General features: G+C 33.6%; 17 protein-coding genes. 9 read left to right on the forward strand and 8 right to left on the reverse strand.

Annotated features, from left to right (window positions below):
- From GTR01_RS24670 to GTR01_RS17795, 6 genes are all read left to right on the forward strand, one after another.
- Nucleotides 1-213, forward strand: a 213-nt coding sequence (locus tag GTR01_RS24670) for a hypothetical protein (RefSeq protein WP_228452276.1), incomplete at its 5' end; no start/stop codon positions are given.
- A 1,151-nt stretch (nt 214-1,364) separates the two neighbouring features.
- Entirely contained in the window at nt 1,365-2,534 is a 1,170-nt protein-coding gene (locus tag GTR01_RS17775; RefSeq protein WP_160139111.1) for a T9SS type A sorting domain-containing protein, read from the forward strand.
- 141 nt (nt 2,535-2,675) lie between these two features.
- Nucleotides 2,676-5,327: a 4-alpha-glucanotransferase gene (locus GTR01_RS17780; protein ID WP_160139112.1), complete on the forward strand. Its 2,652-nt coding sequence runs from the start codon at nt 2,676-2,678 to the stop codon at nt 5,325-5,327.
- A gap of 139 nt (nt 5,328-5,466) precedes the next feature.
- Complete coding sequence (locus tag GTR01_RS17785; RefSeq protein ID WP_160139113.1) at nt 5,467-6,534, forward strand: hypothetical protein; 1,068 nt, start codon at nt 5,467-5,469, stop codon at nt 6,532-6,534.
- Between the two features lie 179 nt (nt 6,535-6,713).
- Nucleotides 6,714-7,160: a hypothetical protein gene (locus GTR01_RS17790; protein WP_160139114.1), complete on the forward strand. Its 447-nt coding sequence runs from the start codon at nt 6,714-6,716 to the stop codon at nt 7,158-7,160.
- A gap of 127 nt (nt 7,161-7,287) precedes the next feature.
- Nucleotides 7,288-7,797: a ferritin gene (locus tag GTR01_RS17795; RefSeq protein ID WP_160139115.1), complete on the forward strand. Its 510-nt coding sequence runs from the start codon at nt 7,288-7,290 to the stop codon at nt 7,795-7,797.
- A 78-nt stretch (nt 7,798-7,875) separates the two neighbouring features.
- On the opposite strand, the gene GTR01_RS17800 is transcribed toward GTR01_RS17795, so the two are convergent.
- The 4 genes from GTR01_RS17800 to GTR01_RS17815 all read right to left on the reverse strand — a co-directional run bounded on the left by GTR01_RS17800 (nt 7,876) and on the right by GTR01_RS17815 (nt 13,159).
- Nucleotides 7,876-8,694: a GLPGLI family protein gene (locus GTR01_RS17800; protein ID WP_160139116.1), complete on the reverse strand. Its 819-nt coding sequence runs from the start codon at nt 8,692-8,694 to the stop codon at nt 7,876-7,878.
- 9 nt (nt 8,695-8,703) lie between these two features.
- Nucleotides 8,704-8,934, reverse strand: coding sequence for a bacteriocin-like protein (locus GTR01_RS17805; RefSeq protein ID WP_160139117.1), 231 nt, complete (start codon nt 8,932-8,934; stop codon nt 8,704-8,706).
- A 291-nt stretch (nt 8,935-9,225) separates the two neighbouring features.
- Entirely contained in the window at nt 9,226-9,606 is a 381-nt protein-coding gene (locus GTR01_RS17810) for a hypothetical protein (protein WP_160139118.1), read from the reverse strand.
- Between the two features lie 412 nt (nt 9,607-10,018).
- A complete protein-coding gene (locus GTR01_RS17815) occupies nt 10,019-13,159 on the reverse strand; it encodes a UvrD-helicase domain-containing protein (protein ID WP_160139119.1) in 3,141 nt (1,046 codons plus the stop codon).
- A gap of 182 nt (nt 13,160-13,341) precedes the next feature.
- Here GTR01_RS17815 and GTR01_RS17820 point away from each other — a divergent pair, with 182 nt between their 5' ends.
- The 3 genes from GTR01_RS17820 (at nt 13,342) to GTR01_RS17830 (ending at nt 15,737) form a co-directional block, all read left to right on the forward strand.
- On the forward strand, nt 13,342-14,088 hold the full coding sequence (locus GTR01_RS17820; protein WP_160139120.1) for a hypothetical protein: 747 nt from the start codon (nt 13,342-13,344) through the stop codon (nt 14,086-14,088).
- Nucleotides 14,066-14,878, forward strand: coding sequence for a carboxypeptidase-like regulatory domain-containing protein (locus GTR01_RS17825; protein WP_228452277.1), 813 nt, complete (start codon nt 14,066-14,068; stop codon nt 14,876-14,878). Before GTR01_RS17820 ends, GTR01_RS17825 begins: the two co-directional genes overlap by 23 nt.
- Nucleotides 14,879-15,002: 124 nt before the next feature.
- Nucleotides 15,003-15,737 (forward strand): SIMPL domain-containing protein, encoded by a 735-nt coding sequence (locus tag GTR01_RS17830; protein WP_160139121.1) that lies wholly within the window; start codon nt 15,003-15,005, stop codon nt 15,735-15,737.
- A 129-nt stretch (nt 15,738-15,866) separates the two neighbouring features.
- Here the strand turns inward: GTR01_RS17830 and GTR01_RS17835 are convergent, their stop codons facing one another.
- The 4 genes from GTR01_RS17835 to bshA are packed head-to-tail and all read right to left on the reverse strand — an operon-like array spanning nt 15,867 to nt 19,043.
- Nucleotides 15,867-16,379 (reverse strand): GNAT family N-acetyltransferase, encoded by a 513-nt coding sequence (locus GTR01_RS17835; protein ID WP_160139122.1) that lies wholly within the window; start codon nt 16,377-16,379, stop codon nt 15,867-15,869.
- Between the two features lie 5 nt (nt 16,380-16,384).
- Nucleotides 16,385-16,606 carry a PspC family transcriptional regulator gene (locus GTR01_RS17840; RefSeq protein WP_027373948.1) on the reverse strand — a complete coding sequence of 74 codons (222 nt, stop codon included), beginning with the start codon at nt 16,604-16,606 and terminating at the stop codon, nt 16,385-16,387.
- Between the two features lies 1 nt (nt 16,607).
- A complete protein-coding gene (locus tag GTR01_RS17845) occupies nt 16,608-17,867 on the reverse strand; it encodes a DUF2851 family protein (protein WP_160139123.1) in 1,260 nt (419 codons plus the stop codon).
- Between the two features lie 27 nt (nt 17,868-17,894).
- Nucleotides 17,895-19,043 (reverse strand): N-acetyl-alpha-D-glucosaminyl L-malate synthase BshA, encoded by a 1,149-nt coding sequence (bshA, locus tag GTR01_RS17850; protein WP_160139124.1) that lies wholly within the window; start codon nt 19,041-19,043, stop codon nt 17,895-17,897.
- Nucleotides 19,044-19,051: the final 8 nt, after the last annotated feature.

Raw genomic sequence — 19,051 nt, forward strand, 5'->3', positions numbered from 1 at the left:
CGAACACAGAAGTTAAGCCCACCAGCGCCGATGGTACTGCTAACGCGGGAGAGTAGGCCGCCGCCAGTTTTTATTTTATTTTTAAAAATCCTTTATCGAAAGATAGAGGATTTTTTTTTGCTTTATACTTTAGGGAGTACACCACCAACCACCACCATCTATTCCTTATCATTATTCTATTATCGTTATTCCCTGTATCTTGTTATCCTGTAAGGATCTCAACAGGAGTATGGAAATCAGTGAATAGTATTTACTTACTAAGCTCTATTCATTCATTCATTCTTTCTTTCTTTGTATTATAGGTTTTGGCTAAAGCCATTGGATTGCTTGTAAATGATAAAGCGGGCTAAAGCCCACTTCTATTGAATTGAGAGAACACTGTAGAAATATACCAGCCAGGGCTGACATTGTCGAGATTCCTGCGGGATAATAAAGAGAGTAGATAAGCAGGAATACTTTTTATTTTAGGCAGTTCTTTTTTATATCATCCGTGAATGATGTTTTTACTAAGCTCTATTCTTTCTTTCTTTGTATTATAGGTTTTGGCTAAAGCCATTGGATTGTTTGTAAATGATAAAGCGGGCTAAAGCCCACTTCTATTGAATGGAGTGAACACTGTAGAAATATATCAGCCAGGGCTAGTGTTGCCGAGATCCCTGCGGGATGACAAAGAGAGCGAATCAGTAGGAATACTTCTTATTTTAGGCAGCTCTTTTTTATATCATCATTGAATGATGCTTACTAAGCTCTATTCATTCATTCATTCTTTCTTTCTATTATAAGTTTTGGCTAAAGCCATTGGATTGCTTGTAAATAATAAAGCGGGCTAAAGCCCACTTCTATTGAATGGATTGAACACTGTATAAATATACCAGCCAGGGCTAACGTTGTCGAGATCCCTGTGGGATGACAAATCGTGAGCAGTACTGACATTCTAAAGTATCATGCAAATATTCATCATCAACTATAAATTACTTTTTGCTCTTTACTCATCACTAATAAATAATTTTATAATCAATTTCATAGGACTCTATTTATTCTCATGATCTATTGTTCTTCCTAGCCCTGATAGGAACGGTTACCCCACAGCAAGAGGTGGAGAGTGGAAGGATTGGGCGTTGGAATAGAAAGGTGCGAGGAGTATGAGTGGATAGCAGGATTAAGCTCCTGAAAATATATTGAAATTGCTAAAGTATATCACTGATTCCTTATAATCTATTTTTATTTATAATTAACAGACTAGTATCATTTTAGTTTATATATTATTAATTTTATTCAAATCATAGCTTTTTTTTGGTTTTCTAATTTGTAAATTGTGTAACTTAGTCATACCAATATGATTACGAATCTAAAATATACATTCTATGAAAAAACATTTATTCCCTCTATTTTTAATGCTGTTTAGCGGATATATCCAGGCTCAGCAGGATGTTTTTGCTATTGCAGGAAAGGATACTCCGAGTATTAATTTCAATGATTTTCGTGTGATAGATGCGACGAATGGAACTTCCGGAGAGAAGTTTTTTACTGCTGACTCATCTTCAAAAGTTGTTTCACAAACCAGAAGAGGAGTCGTGACTGAAGACAAAAATTCTTTTAATAATTCTCAGGCTGTTACTATGGCAGCATTGGCGTATGATTCTTCCAATAATAATTTGGTCTATATGCCTATGTTTTCTTCTAATATTTATATGTTGAATCCTTATACTAAGGAAATTACTTTAGTAGAGAATAATGTAGTGAGAGTAACATCATGTGATATTAATTCTCATATTACGAGGATGGCCACAGGCTATGATGGAAATATTTATGCTGTTAATAACTCAGGGACTCAATTCTTACAGATCAGTAAGAAAGCTGGGCAGTATGTAGTAAATGATCTTGGTATTATTAAGGATGATTCTTCGAATGGCAGAAACTCATTTACAACCTTAGAAACAGGATTCGGCGGAGATATGGTGGCTGATGCTGATAATAACTTTTATATTTTTGCAGCTTCAGGAAATGTATTTAAAGTTTCAACTAAGGAGCTAAAAGCAAAATTTGTTGGTAAAATTGTAGGAATTCCGGATAACTATTCTGTTAATGGATCAGCCGTTAATCAACAAGGAAAAGTGGTTATTGCAAGTGCTAAAGGCGCACCTCTATATGAAGTGGATCTTACTACTTTACAAGCTAAGCAGCTTCCAGGAGAACAGAATCTGCATATTTATGATTTGGCAAGTAAATACTTTGTGAATGACAGAGTTTCTTCAAATAATAGCGCACGCACAAACCTGGATATTTACCCTACAAGAGTTAACGAACAATTTGTGAATGTTCATGTTAATGATAAAAAGTTAAAAGGAAATATTAAGTTGAATGTTTTCGATATGTCTGGTAAAAATGTGATGAACGAGAGTTTGTCTGTGAAAGACGGATCACTAGATCAGAAGGTGTATTTTAGAGGATTAATTAGTGGAGCATATGTTGTAAGCATAGCTGATGAATCAGGTAAAGTAATATTCAATAAGAAAATCCTTATCACAGAATAATAGCTAAAAAAATAGATCAATAAAATTTGACTTATCATAAAACCTTTTCAATCAGATTGAGAAGGTTTTTTTAATGATTATTTGATATTCAATAAGTTTTATTTTTCGATATTATAATGTACTTTTATAAAAAAAATATAGATGAAGCTATACTTTAATGTAGGATATATTGTAAAAGCCGGAGAGAATCTGCAGTTGGTGATTGGGGAAGAAGGTGCCGCGGCTCATGTCCATACAATGTTTTATGCAGAGAATGGTTTGTGGAAATGTGAAGTGGATTACTTTTCAAAGTCTATTTCTTATCAATATAGAGTGGTTAATGAAAAAGGAAATGTTTTAAGAGATGAGTTTGTTCAACATCATCTTCATTTTCCTCACAACTATAAAGAGTTTATTATTTTTGATGAATGGAATAACAAAAATTTTCCGGAAAATTATCTAAACAACAAGATTCTTTATAATAAGTTACACGACTTTACGCCAGAGAAATCAGTAATTCTGAAAAAGCATACTCATCTATTCAAAATAGAAGCACCTATTTATAATCCTGACTGGAGAATTGTGCTATTTGGAAATACGGCTTCTTTAGGAAATTGGGATTATAACAGAGTAGTTCCTTTATCTCAAACTGATTTTGGAGTTTGGGAGGCTTCTGTTGAAATTCCTGAAAATGATTTCATCCAGTTTAAATATTGTATCTATGATACAAAAGAGAGTAGAGTAATAGATGTAGAAACAGGTGAAAACCGATTCACTATTGCTAATCCGTTGCCTGATGTATTGCAGATTGTTTCCAATCATTATTTCAGATTTAAAGGGTATCAGATGTATCATGATGCCGGTGTTGCTGTTCCTGTATTTTCTTTAAGAAGTGAAGAAGGTTTTGGAGTAGGAGAGTTCTCTGATATTAAAAAGCTTGCAGATTGGACAAAAGAAACAAATCTTGGAATTATCCAGATTCTTCCAATTAACGATACAACTGCAAATTATTCGTGGACGGATTCTTATCCTTATGCTGCAGTATCCGTTTATGCTTTACATCCTCAGTATATTTCATTAGAAAAGCTTGATTTTTCTTTACCGAAAGAATTAGTTAAGGAGTATAAAGCTGATAAAGAGGCTTTAAATGCTTTTGAACTTATCGATTATGAAAAGATGATCGAAGGCAAATGGAAATACCTAAAAGCTATTTTTTATGCTGAAAAAGATAAGATTTATAAAGATAGAAACTTTAAAAAGTTCATTAAAGATAATGAGCATTGGTTGGTTCCTTATTCAGCGTTTTGTGTATTAAGAGACAAGTATAATACTCCTAATTTCAATGAGTGGAAAACTCATAAAAAATATATTGCCGGAAAGATTTTACAGTTTTTTACAACAAAAAGTAAAGATTATGATCTTTCAATGCTTCATGCATGGGTACAATATCAACTTCATGTACAACTAAAGGATGCTGTAGATTATGCTCATAATCTTGGCGTTTCTTTAAAGGGAGATCTTCCTATTGGAATTTATAGATATTCTGTTGAAGCTTGGACTGAGCCGGAATTATTCGGAATGGATTTCCAGGCTGGTGCACCACCTGATCAGTTTACAGAACTTGGTCAAAACTGGGAGTTTCCAACGTATAATTGGGAAGCTATGAAGGCTGATGATTATAGATGGTGGAAAAATAGATTTAAGGTATTGGAGCAGTATTTTGATGCTATGAGAATTGACCACATCTTAGGGTTCTTTAGAATATGGAGAATGCCTATTTCAGCTGTACAGGGAATTCTAGGGTATTTTTATCCAGCAGTTCCTATTGTGGCGGATGAATTTAAAGCTTGGCAGATTCCATTTAAATTTGACAGATATTGCAAGCCGTTTATCAACAACGAGATCTTATGGAAATATTTTGCAGCAGATAGCGGAAAAGCTCTTGTATTTATGAATCGTAATGAAGATGGAACCTATAGTTTTAAAGAAGAATTTGATACTCAAAGAAAGCTAGTGGATTTCTTTAAGAAAAAACCGCATGGTTCCCTTGAGGAAAAATTGATTTCCCTTTGTGCTAACGTTTTGTTTTTGCCTGAAGAAAGAAAAGGAGAAACGGTTTATCATCCGAGGTTCAATGTTTATAATACAGAATCTTATCAATATTTACCTGAAGCTGAGCAGAAAAGTATTTATGATCTGTACCATGATTATTTCTTCAGAAGACAAGATCATTTGTGGTATGAAAAAGCAATGGAGAAACTTCCTGTTATCCTAAATGCTACCAAAATGTTAATCTGTGGTGAAGATTTGGGAATGGTTCCGGCTTGTGTACCGATTGTAATGGATGAGCTGGCGATTATTGCCCTTAAAGTTCAGCGTATGCCTGCAGAGAATATTCCATTCTATGATCCAAGACATGCTAATTATATGAATGTGGTTACGGCTTCTTCTCATGATAGTTCTACTTTAAGACAATGGTGGAAAGAAGATCCTGCTTTGACTCAGAAATATTTTAATCAGCAGTTGATTCAATATGGAAAAGCACCTGAAGAATTAACTCCTGATTTAGCAGAGATCATCATGAAGCAGCATTTATATAATGAATCTATGCTGGCTATTTTCCCTATCCAGGAATTCTTGGCTACAGATGCAAGACTTACCAATAATAAGATTGATAATGAGAGGATTAACAATCCTGCTGTTTTTCCACATTATTGGCGCTATAGAATGCATATAAAATTGGAAGATCTTAAAGATGAGAAAGTTTTTAATGAAAAGATAGCTCATTGGATAAAAGATAGTGGGAGGATGTAAATTTAACACTTGATTATCAATGAATTAAATATATTTTAAAAGAAGTTTGATCTTAGGATTTAACTTCTTTTTTTTATTTGTATCAAAAAGATAGAATTGAGATATTCTGTTATATATTAACCAATTAACGACTATAGAGATGAAAAAAATATTTTTGGGATTAGCTTTTGGGCTGGGCGTTTTGATGTCTGCTCAACAGTATCCGAATAATGGTTGGGGAGATGATGGTTATTATCAGAATGGAGCAGGCTATTATGGCGATGAAGATGACAGAAATTATTTTCCTGATGATTATTATTACAATTATCCTCAGGATTACTATCCAAGTGATTATTATCAAAGCTATTATAACGATTATAGAAACAGTGTTATCAATATTGATTGGAACGGTTTCTTTGTTCAAAACAGATTAAGCCGTTGGCAAGTAGATCAGATCATAAGACTGAATAATCTGTATGCAAGTTTTGCTGCTTGGGATAATTTCTACAGATTTAATCCGGATAGATGGTACTATGACAGATTCTATGCTTTAGAAAGAATTATGGGGCCAAGGGTTTTTGTAGTTTTCCAGAATAATTATTATAGAGGAGCAAGTCCTATTGTATATTTTCAAAATTACAGAAGATCTTATTATGTTCCGAGATATACTGTAATGCCAAGATATAGAAATATCAATATCAATATCTACAGAGTGGATCGTGCAAGATTCAGAAGGATTGATAATCCTACTTTTGATATTGTAAGAGGCAGCAGCAGACCAGATAATGGTTTCAGAAACTCAGGAACATCAAATGGTGGATTCCGTAACTCCGGAGGTTTTAGAAATAACTCTGAAAACAATGGATTTAGAGGAGATTCAGAAAACAACGGAGGCTTTAGGAATAGTAATTCCGGAGGCTTTAGAGATAAATCTGATAACAACAATAATGGCTTTAGAGGAAATTCGGAAAACAACGGAGGTTCTAGAAATAATAACTCTGGAGGTTTTAGAGGAAATTCTGATCATAATGGGTTTCGAGGAAATTCAGGAAATGGAGGGTTCAGAGGAAATAATGAGATAAAAAGAGAAGCAGCTCCGGCTCCATCGAGAGAAAACAATGGTGGTTTCCGTGGAAATAATGGTGGTTTCAGACAACAAAGATCTGAAAATTCTGCACCAAGTCGAGGGAATAGTGGAGGCTTTAGAGGAAGCTTGGTAAGGAATTAATTTTCATATATTATATTTAAGTGGTGTGAAGGACAGGTTTTTATAATCTGTCCTTTTTTTTGGTTTATTTTTGGTTTATTTATGTTAAAAATTAACATTATTTATGAATGTGTTAATTTAACTTAGGGTTTAGTATTGAATCAAAAAGGTATAATAACAATTAATTAAATTTTAAAAAGATGAAAAAATTAGTTTTAGCAATAGCATTTATCGGAATGGGAAGTTTTGCAATGGCACAACAGACAACTCCACAAGACAGGGAAGCAAGAAGAGCAGAAATGCAGCAAAAAATGCAACAAAAAGAACAGGAGCATCTTGCACAGATGCAAAAAGATCTTAACCTTAATGCTTCTCAAGTAGCCCAGGTAAAGGCATTACAGGAAAAAAGAAAAGCCGAAATGAAAGCTGAGTTTGCCAAAAACAAGGAAGTAAGACAGGCTAAAATGGATGAAATGAAAGCCAAAAGAGCACAAATGGATGCAGATATGAAGAAAATTCTTACCCCTGAACAATATGATAAATGGCAGGCTGACAGAAAAGTGAAAATGGAGCAAAAAAGAATGGCAATGAAGGATAGAAGAATGATGAAAAAGCCGATGAATACAGCTGCTCCAGAAGTTAAATAACTCTTTATAATTTTGATTTTTTAATGTGTAAAGGATGGTTTTTTTTCCATCCTTTTTGTATTAATTTTTTGTAAAACTTTTGATTTCGGGCTTTTATTCCCTATTTTTGACTATAAATTTAATACTTATGGTTAGCGAAAAAATTGCAAAATTAATTAACGAACAAATTGCCCACGAACAATACGCCGCTCAATATTATCTTTCAATGTCTGCATGGTTTTCAGGAAAAGACCTTGATGGAATTGCTAACTACTTCAGAGTACAAAGCAAAGAAGAATTAATGCATGCAGATAAAATGTTTGATTATCTGAATGATGTAGGTGGTGAAATCATCATTGGAGAAATTGCAAAACCTCCACATGAGTTCGAAAGTGCAACAGATATTTTTGAGAAAGCATTGGCACATGAGAAAATCGTAACTAAAAGTATTTTCAATATTGTGAAGAATGCCAACGAAGAAGGAGATTTTGCAACAACATCATTCCTACAGTGGTTTATCAACGAACAGGTTGAAGAAGAAGCAAGTGCTTCTCAGTATGTAACGAAAATCAAAATGGTATGCGATAATCCATCTGCATTATACCTTTTTGATCAGGAATTATCACAAAGAGTATTTACTCCGGATCCAAATGCTTAAAACATAAAAAGTTTTTAACAATATAAAACCACGATCGAGTAAGATCGTGGTTTTTTATTTTCATATTCTGTATAAAATTTATTTGTATTTAACTGCTTTATCCAATTCAATAGGATTATAATACCTCTTGATTCCTGATTGATAATTTTTTTTGATACTTTTTAATCCTTCCAAAGTATTAATTTCCTTACCATCAATTGTTATTCCCCAGGATCCTTCCTTCATATTGTTATACTCGCTAAAAGGATTGTTATATTGGTTTAATAATAATTCCTGATATTTCTTCAAAGAGATCTTTACAGGTGGATTTCCAAGGTTGGTTTCAACAATATTGGTAGTATCATAATCTGATGCCAGCTTATTGAAAGAAATCAGCTTGTATCCGAAATTCTTGTTAGATTCTTCTAGTTCTATTATTAATCCGGGTAATCCTTTAAATTTATAAGGCCCTTCAGATATAGGGATTTCAGGAGTAAACCATGCTGTCCATTTCCTGCCACTCCATATTGCTTCTGCTTTTTGTAATGTATAATGGGCAGAGTGTTTAATCTCAGGCATGATCTTCCAGTCTATTTGATCAGTGGAAAAATAAGTATAATACTTATCCTCTACACTGACAAAATTTTCATTTTCAAAAGAATTCTGATTCCTTTTGATCACTTGCTGTACGGGAAATGAGTAAGAAATAATCTCATTGTTTCTCACCAAAGAATCTAGTTTAATTAATTTCTGATAATAAAATCTAGTAGTTTCTTTTTGGATATCAAGAACCATTTCAATGGTATCTGAATAAGATTTTGTAGAATCTAACTTATAATTAAAATCATAAATAGCTCTATAATTTTGAGCATAAGAGTATTGGATAAAAAAGAAAATAAAAATAAGATATTTATTCATGAATAATGATTAGCAAAGGGATGCTGCTTTTCTTTTTGCTTCGGCACAATTTCCATTTGGGTCTGTATAACAAGATTGGCTGCCTTGCCTGTTAGGGCATGATACACATTCTTTGCAACCTTGAGTACCGGCATCTTGATCATCGCATACAATATTTCCTCTCATCAATTCACATTTAACACCATTACCTCCGGCTAGTTTTTTAAGATCCTCACGAGATAATTTTTTGAAGTTTTTCATAATGATATAAATTTTTAAATTAAGCCGTAAATATATGATTAATTCATTTAATAGAGATATACATTAAAGAAAATTAATACTCTATATAAAAAGTAGGGTAGCCCTGCCAGAAAAGGATTGTAGCTTTATGATAGGTGTAGAGATATAATAAACAAAGTTATTCTATGATCAATAAAGAGTTGTGAACATTCAAAAATCCATCAGATATTATAGCGATTCGCAGGAAATATTTCTAGGATAAAAACCTATTGAGTAATGACGGTGTTGGCCTCGTCATAATCTGGAATTAAATTAATTCAACGACTGTAAAGTCTTTATAGCATGGCTGCTGTTGATGGTGTACAATAAAAATAAAGAAACAATGCTTAATAGATATAAAGCAGCTAAGAAAAATAACTTTTTACCACTGCCTTTCTCACTTTGGATCAAATAAATCTGTATCAGGAGTAGGAGAGGGTATACCATAGCAACCACAGTAAATAAAACGAAAAGCAAGGTTACGATTAATGAAAACAGACTTTGAATATCAATAGTTTCCAGGCTTCTGTTAAAATAAATATGAGCCTCTTTATCCCAATAATAGATAACCGCCAAAGCAATGAAAATACAGAAACCTACCCATTGAATGTTGAATAAAATCTTCCAGTTTTTAATAATGAAATTTTTTATCATAGCCTTTGTATTTATTTACCATGTTTTAGCCTCTGAATTCTAGCCGCTGTAATAAACGTAACCGCTCCAATAATAAAACTAAAAAAGAAGGATTTTGCCAAATTTTCTGTGGGCATATATTTAAAACCTTCCTCATTGACAGGAGGATCCTGATAATCCAAAATATTAAATATGACAGTTCCGGATAAGGCCATCATGAAGAGACTTATAAGAAATGAGATTAAATAAATTTTCATGGTTATATCATTAATACTTGTGTTAGTTTTTAAAGTAATGATAATCTTATATTTTCCAGGAGTTTTTTTATGTGATGAAAGATACAATTAATCTGTTGTTTTAGGGACTCCAATGAAGATTATATTTTGGTTAAGAAAAGGAGTACCCTCATTTTGATATAAGGAGCTATGAAGATTTATAAATAGATGATTTGCGTTTTCAAGACTCTTTTACCAAGTCTTTCCAGAATATTTTTGTATCCTTCTACCTGTTCTTCATCCTTACCTTTCTCTTCACCCGTTTTGAAATCAACAATGATATAGCCTTCCTCACTTTTAAGAATACGGTCAGGTCTTGAAATATGACTTTCACCATTTTCAGAAATCATGATATCTTTTTCATTAATTACTTCCCATTTCTCATCAAAAAATTCAGAATATGTTTTGACAATTTCCTGTAAGGTAATTTGTATTTCATTTTTTTCTTCCAGCGTAATCTGCCCATCCAGTGTGTAGCCTTCCAATACTTTGTTGATATCTTTTTCAGTATTGATCTTCGACAAAAGCTCATGTACAAAAAGCCCTATTCTTACTTTTTCGTTTCTTACCTGATAATTCTTCGACGGTGTAGCAATTTTAATGGAAGTGCTTTTTTCGTTTACATTTTTCAGATTCTGAATATTCTGAGTTTTAAAAGATGAACTCTTCGTCTTAGAATGCTTTTTCAGCATTTCAGATTCTACCTTATACAGATCAAATGAATCCGCATTTTCAGTGTTTTTGGTCTGAATAAATTCTAACAACTCAAGATTATTAGAGGTTTTATTGGCTTTTTGAAGATAGAAAAATAACTGCTCAACAGGTCTTGTCGTTGCTACATATTGTAAACATAACCTATCAATCAGATTTTTATAAGAATTCTTTTTATTGAACTTTTGAATTTCCTCATCATACACTTCCAGGTTCTTGCTGAACTGGTTGATATTTACAGACTTTAAAGCATCGTTTTCATTGGTTTCAAACCAGTTGGTAAATTCGCTGTCACGATTTTTATTCATCATAGGAATAAAAACAATGGGGAACTCCAGCCCTTTAGACTTGTGAATCGTCATGATCTGGATCGCATCAATATTTTCCGATGCCTGAATGGTGTAGGAAGAAGCTTCTTCATCCCAATATTTTAAAAACTCCTTGGTGCTTGCTCCCGCGTTTTGTGTAAAATTGAAAAGCATTTCCAAAAAGTTAAGTAGAAAGTCAGTTTCCTTATTTTCCACAGAGAACTCATTGATGTAGTACTCAATAAAATTATATAAATTGAATCTTGGGAAGTGATCCTGCTTCAGCTGTAATGAATATTTCTGCTGAATAAACTGAAGGATTTTCTCATGGCCCTCAATGTCCAGAATCTCTTTCATTTCCAGCGTAAAATCTGCCATGTGAATTTTCCCCAACGTATTCAGGTAATACATCATCATAATCAGGCAAGGCTTATTTTTCGGGTTAATTTCCCACCTTAAAAATTCAATAACCGCTTTTAAAGTATTGGAAAGTTCAAGAGTCAACCCTTTATCAGAAATCGTTTTGATATTGATTTCCTCACCACGATAGTTTACTTTTAAATTTCCGAGCTTTTGAGAATAACTGAAAATGTCAAAATTTCCACGGCAAAGAATCGTAATATCAGAGAATTTAAATCCATTGTTCAGACATTCCTGAATATCTCTTCGCATGCTCTCTGAGGTATCATCATAAAACTCTTCATTGGTAAGGTTTTCAATGAGATTTACCTTTACACGTCCGTCGATTTTAGATTTAGGAGTCTGTTCGGCATCTGTACCAAAAATATTTTTGTGTTCCTCTTCCAGTCCCAAAGAATGATACTGATAAAGTTCATTGTTAAACTGTACGATATTTCGGGCACTTCTCCAATTGTCTTTAAGAACAAGAAGATCTGCCGGCTTAGGAGAGAATTCCTTTTTGTTGATAATGTCCAGCATTAGCTTACTTTCACCACCCCGGAATCTGTAGATACTCTGTTTCGGATCTCCTACCAATGTAAAAGATGTATATTCAGTAGAGACACTATGATCTCTCAATGGAACAAAATTTTGCCATTGTAATTCTGAGGTATCCTGAAACTCATCAAAGAAATAATGTTGAAATTGAGCTCCTACCTTTTCATAAATAAACGCAGAAGGTTCATTCTTCAGATTTTCATTGATTAAGATATTGAACTTAGAAAGAAGAACAAGATCATTTTCTTCCTCAATTTTTTTAAGCTCATCCTGAATATCCTTATTTACTTTTAAAGGAAGGAGGGCCGATAAAACTTTTTCTTTCTTCTGCGTTTCAATATAGAGAAGAATAAGCTTCATCCTGTTTTCAATAAGCTGATCCAGAATTTCAAAAATTTCAGCTTCTTTATGCTTAGATTTTGAGGAGGCTCCTTTTCTGTAATTGTTGATTACCGATTCTTCCAAGGTTGTAGGAAAAGGGAAACCTGCTCTTTTCTGTTGGTAGAAATCTATAACTTTGGTAAAGAATCCTCCGATTCCGTTCTTTCCTTGAGCAAAATCTTCAATCTCAATATTTCTGGATTTGAATAGCTCAATAGATGATGCCGCAAGCTCTGTAGCCTGTTTTTTATTCAGAACAATCTCTTTACGAAGTCCATTTTTGATGTTTTCATAATTGGTATCATCAAAACTCTCGTTGTTTTTCAGATGCTCATAATGAATATCCTTTACAAATTCTTTTGCCGAATCATAAAGGTTTTTATTCAGATTAATCCTTTCATTGTTTTCGAGACTATAGTCTACATAATCCATGAAAGAATTCGAGATCGTTTCATTTTCGCCGATCTGATCTAGCATTTTATCTACAGCTTCAATAAGAAACGGCTCAGCTTCAATTTCCAGGTTAAAATTTTTAGCCAATCCCAATTCATAGGAAAAGCTTCTTACCAATCTGGAATTAAAACGGTCAATCGTTCCGATATTTAAAGTAGAGTAGTTATGAAGAATATGATCCAGTAGTCTTTTCGACCTTTGATGCAGATCATCAATTGTAATTTTTAATCCCTGTTCTTCAAAAGCTTTCTGAATATTTTTAAGATCTGCATTCTCTGCGTAATTACTGGCTGAGAAATTTCCAAGCCAGGATAAAATTCTTTCCTTCATCTCATTCGCAGCCTTATTGGTAAAGGTAAGAGCGAGAATATTCCTGATCGATTGCTGTTGATTAGGATAACGGAGACAGATCATCAGAAGTCGCTGAACCAGGGCGTATGTTTTCCCGGATCCTGCAGAAGCATTGATGACTGTGTAAGAATTTTGCATTGTTAAAAGAGAATTGAGACTGCAAGTTAGCTAAATTTAAAAGAAAAATTTAACAATTCAATCCAGCTATTTAACAGTTTCAACAGCAAAAGGTAGCTAGAAATACTAAAAGGCGTTAATGGTGGTTAAACTTATGGTACAAATTAAAAATAATTTTAGCTTTGCTTTATAAAAAATAATCCGTGAAATTCAAACTACTTTTTTTTCTATCTCTTCTTTTCTTCAGTCATTCCAATGCTCAAAGTTATATCTTTGGAAAGATAGCTTCTGAGAATGGTGCAGAAATGCAGGATGTTACTGTTATCAATATTCGGACAGACGAAATGGTTTTTTCTAACGATGACGGACACTTTATGATATCCGGAAGAGTAGGTGACGAATTGCGATTTATAAAGGCAGGGTATGATAGAGTAGCGAAAAAAGTTTCTCAGGAAAACGTACAATCTCCTATGAATATTAGCCTTATGCGATCAACCATTCAGATTCCTGAAGTGGAAGTGAAACAGGGATTAACTGGAAATTTGAAAATAGATTCAAGAATTTACAATAAACCTAAAAAGGTTGAAAAGCTGTTGGCAGATTTAGGAAACTATATGAAACAGAAGTCAGATCCAAGAATTCTTGCCGCAAAACCAGGAGAATTTGTGCAGCCAAAAGGAGAAGGATTTATGATTGGAAAGGCTAAAAATAAATGGGATGATATTGATTTAATGAGTTATATACGGACAAGTCTTGGAGATGATTATTTTACCAGTCTTAAAATAGAAAAACCATTAATAGATCATTTCATTTCCTATGTTTTTGCAGGTGGTTTTGAAAGAAAAAAGATATTGAAATATGGATTTTGCAGTGATGCAGATCTGTACAGATTTCAAAGTTTTGTTTTAACAAGAATTTCGTCTTATCGTGCTCCACAAACTAAAAGATAAAACAGATACAAATGGGAAAAAGATTTTTCTTTTCCTTATGGTACTGTGCGGTACTATTGTGTTTTCCCAGCAAACTGTAACTGGGAGGATTATTGATGACAATGGAGAAGGTTTGAGCGCCGTAACCATTGTTAATATGTCTTCAGATAAAAAAACTTATTCCAATTCTCAAGGAACATTCTCTATTGAAGCTAATCCTAATGATGAATTGAGGTTTGTAAAAGAAGACTTCAGAAGAGTTTCCAGAAGAGTACTTACTGATGGAGGTAATGCTGAATTGTTAATCACTCTTTTTCAGATTCCCAAAGATATTGGTGAAGTGAAAATTGTGAAAAAGCTATCCGGAGATTTGGAACAGGATTCCCGAATCGTAGCTAAAATTGATAAAGGAGAGCAGGTAAAACAGTCTATTGGACTTCCGGAACCGGTAGGGAAAATGAGAGAAAAACCGGCAGAAGTAAAGAGTGTCCTTTTACCTATGTTATTAGGAAGTCTGAATGTACAGGGAGTATATGATCTGATAAGTGGGAAGGCAAGAAAACAGAAGAGACAATACAGATATGATGACCTTCAGGAACATATTATGTGGGTAAGAAGTAGGGTAGAAGATGACTATTTTGTAAACGCCGGCATTCCGGCTGACAGAATCTCAGAGTTTATTGAATTCTCATTTAGTGCAAAGCCTCAAGTTCGTACTTATGTAAAAGCACGCAATCTATCCGGCGTTATACTAAGAATGGAAGAAGTCATTCCTCTTTTTATTGAACGAATGAATAAGAGTCATAAGTAACGTTCTCTTTTTGGAACTTTAAGCCTTTAACTTCAGAGTTATTATTTGTGTTAAGGAAATCTTAAAGTATTGGAATGGAAATTGCTGCAATATTCTCATAATCAAAACCAAATTCACAAATTTTATGAATAAAAACATTATTGCAGTAGCGGTAGGAGCACTGGGATTTGTATTGGGACTCGGCTTTCTAGGAAATGCTATCAAAAATAGAAATAAATCCGAGAATACTATTTCCGTAACTGGTTTGGGAACCAAGCACTTTACCTCTGATCTGATTACCTGGTCGGGTAGCTTTTCTAAAAATAATTCAGATCTGAAATCAGCTTATGATGAATTGGCTTTAGACAGAAAAGTCATCAATGATTATTTGATTTCAAAAGGAATAAAGCAAAATGAGATTGTATTTTCTTCAGTAGATATTCAAAAACAGTTTAGAAGTTATAATGATGCTAATGGAAATTATGTGCAGGGTGAATTTTCTGGCTATAATCTGACCCAGAATGTATCTATTGAAAGCAAAGAAGTAGGCAAAATCGAAAACCTCTCCCGAAATATTACTGAAATTATCAATCGTGGAATTGAGTTCACTTCTTCTTCACCTTCTTATTTTTATACCAAACTGGCTACTGTAAAACAGGAGATGATTGCCAGTGCCACAAAAGATGCGAAGGAACGGGCTGAAAAAATTGCAGAAAACTCAGGAAGCAGCTTAGGAAATCTTAAAAAAGCGACGATGGGAGTCATTCAAATCACAGCTCCCAATTCAAACGAAGATTATTCCTATGGCGGAACATTCAATACTTCTTCTAAAGAAAAAGAAGCCAGTATTACCATAAAATTGGAGTATCAGGTGAATTAGAATATCATCACATAGTGCTCTAATGATTCATATTAAACATATAAATCGCAAAAATTTGTAATTAATCCAACTCAAATCATATTTTGCAATCTATAAAAATAAACGCCGGAAATATTCCGGCGTTTTATATTAAGGATATACAATATCACAAAGTTCGTTTTTAATTTCCTCCACATTTTCAGGAGTATAATTGGCCAGCAGCCATAAGTTCAGAGATTGTTTTCCTTCACCATAGCTTGGCTGTATATAAGTAGTATCAATCAGTTCAAAGTTGTTTCTTTGGTAGAAAGAATAACGTCTTTTAGCATCTTCATTCTGATCTTCAGGTTCTATTTCCAGAATCACTTGTGGATAATTTTCCAGTAAATGCTGGATGATATGAGAACCCAATTTTTTACTCCTGAAAGCTTCAAACACTTCAAAATGTTCTACAAAAACAAAAGAGCTCAGTTCCCATAAGATGAGATACCCAATCTCTTCAGATTCGTGTATTACAGACATAAAGCTTACTTTGGGATTTGAAAATAAATCCAGAAATTGTTCTTTATCTCTTTGTTCGTCTACAGGGAAAGTATTGGTATAAGAAGTATAGATTCCCTGAACTCTATGATCTTCAGCAGAAGTAATCGGTAAAAATTCCATAATGATTATAAATCAAAGACACTTGGTCTTCTGGTGATAAAAATATCTTTAATCCACAAAGTAAATGCCAAACCCAGATAAATCAGAAAGAAAAAACCGGCTGTAGCAAAAGTAGAGTAGATGAAGAATATTCTTAATTTGGATACAGGAATCCCTAGTTTAGCGCCCATTCTCGTCAGTACGCCAAACCATTCTCTTTCCATTTTATGACGGATATTACTCAGCATTTCAAGATTCTTTTAAAAGTTTAAATCCAATACTGCAAGTTAAGCAATTTTTTTCTTCACATGAATTTTTATAGTGATAAATAAGGCTCTGACTTTCTAGAGCATTGTTTACAGATACCCCAAGATTTTTCCAGTTCTGGATCACTGAGTTTTTTTCGGCAGGAATATTTTGGTAGAATTCTATGATTTTATCAGCAATTTCTTCACTATGATATTTATGATAAACATATTTTAGGGGAAGTATGGTATTCAAAATGATGAGGTCAATAAAATCTTTACTCAAAGTCTTAGGTTGTACTTTCGAAATGGTTCCGAAATTAAAATGACAATCCCAGTATTCCGAAGCTTTAACGGATTTAAAAATATCATAGAGATTTCCCATACTTTCAGCTTCCATTACTTTTGAAAATAAATTCTGCTGTTGGTAAAGATCGGCAAGCTGAGACAAGCGGATCGTTGGGAAATTAGGAGGACGTAATCTTAAAAATTTGGGATGAAATGTCAGCTCAGGAAGTTTATACTTTACCCTCAGAAAATCGAATTCACGTTTCCATATTTTCATTTGTCCATCCTCAGGATTTGTAAGCCATCCTGAAATCCCGAATAATAAAGCCTCAAACTGTAAAGGATTCTGGCGGATTTTATTGATAATACTGAAATCAATACTTTCTGCAATCTGTCTAAAAATATGGGCATTCACCTTTAGCCCGAAAGAATAGGCTAAGCTGTGGAATAATACCGCCTCAAAATTATTTTTATAAAGATGTAAGCTTTGCTCAAGTTCAACAGATTTTTCCTCCAGTTTTTTAAAAATATTTCCTTCATGAAAATGCAGTGGAATTTTTTCTGTATTAAAAATATTCTCACAGGCTATAAACTGATTTCCATTGATTAATCTTTCGTATTTCCAGATTATATTTTCGTCAATATAATGTTTCAGTTCAAGGGTAGGAACTTTTTGATCTGTGAGTTCACTAATTTCAGTGTCGTGTTGAAAAACAACGTGCAGAATAATATTTTGATAATTTGGATCCTGAGAATGATTGTGGAAAATCCAGTCCGAAGAACGGATGTGTAGTTCTATATTTCCGGCAAGAACCACACCGTTGATTTTAATTTTTGAATCAAGAAAATCCGGGCCGGCATCTTTATTCCATTTCCCGAATTGTATGATCTCAACGGAATTTCCTTCAATATCCTTGAAGTCAAAATATTTGAAAACCTTATAGTTCCAAAGATATTGAAGTAATTTTTCCGTCATAGTGTGACGATAAATATAATAGAAATATTATACTTTCGTCAACTCCTTTTTGAAATTTTCTATAGTCGTTCTATACATTTTCTCATAAATAGGAAGAATGTTTTTCAAATCGAATTTTATGGCCTGATCTTTCGCGTTTTGCTTCATTTTGGCTAAAAGTTCTTCATTGCTCAACAACTTGATGGTGTAGTTGCTCATCGCCTCTACATTTCCGATTTCAGCAAGATATCCTGTTTCTCCCTGGATATTTACTTCAGGAATTCCTCCTGCATTAGAGCTGATTACTGGAGTATAAGCTGCCATTGCTTCCAAAGCTGCTAAACCGAAACTTTCCTGCTCAGATGGAAGTAAAAATACATCAGAAAGTTGTAGAATCTTATAAAGATCATTCACTTTCCCCAACAAACGAATTTTTGAAATAAGATCCGGGTTTTCTTCAAGGAACTGATTCACTTTTTCCATATCTGGGCCTTCACCAATGATGATAAGCTTGGATTTTACCTTTTTTTCAACATTCTTAAAGATTTGTAATACTTCGTCCACACGCTTTACCGGGCGAAGGTTGGATACATGGATCAATATTTTCTCATCAGGATTGGCAAATTGAGTTCTTTGACATTCTGTACAGTCGTCAAATTCAGTATTATCAATAAAGTTGGTAATCACCTGGATTTCCTTTTTGATATTGAAAAACTGAAGCGTATCTTTTTTCAGACTTTCAGAAACAGAAGTAATTGCATCTGATTTGTTGATAGAGAATTCTACTGCATGTTTATAGCTTGGATGCTGCCCTACAAGAGTGATATCCGTACCATGTAAAGTCGTCACCAGAGGAATATCATTATTGTCTTCCTGTAACATCTGCTTAGCCGTAAATGCTGCATAGGCATAAGGAATCGCATAATGAGCGTGCAACAGATCCAGTTTATAGAGATTTACAACCCTGTAAATCATAGAACTTAACGCAATATCATAAGGCTGATATTGGAAAAGCGGGTAGGTCTGGACATTTACTCTGTGGAAGAAAATATTAGGATTGGTAATATCTAATCTTGCAGGAAGAGCAGAACTTATGAAGTGTACTTCATATCCTTTGTTGGCAAGGGACATTCCAAGTTCTGTTGCTACAATTCCGCTTCCGCCATAAGTTGGATAGCAAAGTATGCCTATTTTCATTGGATTAT

The organism is Chryseobacterium sp. c4a (assembly GCF_009900745.1).
GTDB lineage: Bacteria > Bacteroidota > Bacteroidia > Flavobacteriales > Weeksellaceae > Chryseobacterium.

What these genes read in the sequence shown, in the direction of transcription:
- GTR01_RS17845 (WP_160139123.1), bottom strand. Translation starts at nt 17,867, where the DNA reads ATGACGGAAAAATTACTTCAATATCTTTGGAACTATAAGGTTTTCAAA.
- GTR01_RS17775 (WP_160139111.1), top strand. Translation starts at nt 1,365, where the DNA reads ATGAAAAAACATTTATTCCCTCTATTTTTAATGCTGTTTAGCGGATAT.
- GTR01_RS17800 (WP_160139116.1), bottom strand. Translation starts at nt 8,694, where the DNA reads ATGAATAAATATCTTATTTTTATTTTCTTTTTTATCCAATACTCTTAT.
- GTR01_RS17785 (WP_160139113.1), top strand. Translation starts at nt 5,467, where the DNA reads ATGAAAAAAATATTTTTGGGATTAGCTTTTGGGCTGGGCGTTTTGATG.
- GTR01_RS17790 (WP_160139114.1), top strand. Translation starts at nt 6,714, where the DNA reads ATGAAAAAATTAGTTTTAGCAATAGCATTTATCGGAATGGGAAGTTTT.
- GTR01_RS17810 (WP_160139118.1), bottom strand. Translation starts at nt 9,606, where the DNA reads ATGATAAAAAATTTCATTATTAAAAACTGGAAGATTTTATTCAACATT.
- GTR01_RS17830 (WP_160139121.1), top strand. Translation starts at nt 15,003, where the DNA reads ATGAATAAAAACATTATTGCAGTAGCGGTAGGAGCACTGGGATTTGTA.
- GTR01_RS17835 (WP_160139122.1), bottom strand. Translation starts at nt 16,379, where the DNA reads ATGGAATTTTTACCGATTACTTCTGCTGAAGATCATAGAGTTCAGGGA.
- bshA (WP_160139124.1), bottom strand. Translation starts at nt 19,043, where the DNA reads ATGAAAATAGGCATACTTTGCTATCCAACTTATGGCGGAAGCGGAATT.
- GTR01_RS17780 (WP_160139112.1), top strand. Translation starts at nt 2,676, where the DNA reads ATGAAGCTATACTTTAATGTAGGATATATTGTAAAAGCCGGAGAGAAT.
- GTR01_RS17795 (WP_160139115.1), top strand. Translation starts at nt 7,288, where the DNA reads ATGGTTAGCGAAAAAATTGCAAAATTAATTAACGAACAAATTGCCCAC.
- GTR01_RS17840 (WP_027373948.1), bottom strand. Translation starts at nt 16,606, where the DNA reads ATGCTGAGTAATATCCGTCATAAAATGGAAAGAGAATGGTTTGGCGTA.
- GTR01_RS17815 (WP_160139119.1), bottom strand. Translation starts at nt 13,159, where the DNA reads ATGCAAAATTCTTACACAGTCATCAATGCTTCTGCAGGATCCGGGAAA.
- GTR01_RS17805 (WP_160139117.1), bottom strand. Translation starts at nt 8,934, where the DNA reads ATGAAAAACTTCAAAAAATTATCTCGTGAGGATCTTAAAAAACTAGCC.